1 protein-coding gene is annotated in these 815 nt (G+C 54.7%); it reads left to right on the top strand.

From position 1 onward, the window contains the following. A partial coding sequence (locus NW839_RS11810) for a choice-of-anchor Q domain-containing protein (protein ID WP_414380667.1) occupies positions 1-815 on the top strand: 815 nt, incomplete at both ends.

Here is an 815-nt window from a genome sequence, read left to right as displayed (position 1 = left end):
GGCGGCATCTACAACGGCAGCGGCGGCAAGGTAACAATTACCAACACTGGCATTTCCAACAATGGCGTTGGTGACAAAGGGGGCGGCATCTACAACTTGGGCACAGTAACCATTGACGCAGCGGGCATTGCCAACAATGGTGCCGGCCAGGAGGGAGGCGGCATCTACAACGGCAGCGGCGGCACGATAACGGTTACCAACGCCGGCATTGTCAACAATGGTGCTGGCAAGGAAGGGGGCGGCATCTACAATTTAGGCACGACAAACATCAGCAAAACAGGGATCTCCGGCAATAACGTTAGTGAAAAGGGGGGCGGCATTTACAACGGCAACGGCGGCAAGGTAACCCTCAACGCCAGCGAGATCTCCTTCAACAACGCCAGCAAGATCCCCTTCAACAATGTCAACCAGGAAGGGGGAGGGATCTATGTTTCCAGCAGCAGTACAGTAAACATTACCAACAGCACCCTATCAGGAAATAGTGCTGGCACAAAAGGCGGTGGCATTTACAATCTCGGCACCAGCAGTCTAAGCTTTGTGACAATTGCATCGAACTCAGCTTCAAAAGGTGGAGGTATTTTCAACGGTGCCACAGCCAACCTTAGGAACTCAATCGTCGCAAACAGTACAAGCGGAGGTAATTGTTCCAACGCTGGCACTCTCACCCCCAGCGGGGCGAATCTCGACACCGATGGAAGCTGCCCAGGACTTACGGCTGTGACCTCAGCAGCTTTGAACCTTGGGCCACTGGCCAACAATGGTGGGCCGACCCAGACCCATGCCCTTCTGGCAGGCAGTGTAGCCATCGACGCTGT

The sequence above is a fragment of the Synechococcus sp. R5-15 genome, from assembly GCF_047462035.1.
In the GTDB taxonomy this organism is placed as follows: domain Bacteria; phylum Cyanobacteriota; class Cyanobacteriia; order Thermostichales; family Thermostichaceae; genus Thermostichus.
Note: the sequence above shows the minus strand (reverse complement) of the source record. Positions and strands in the feature narration are given on the sequence as shown.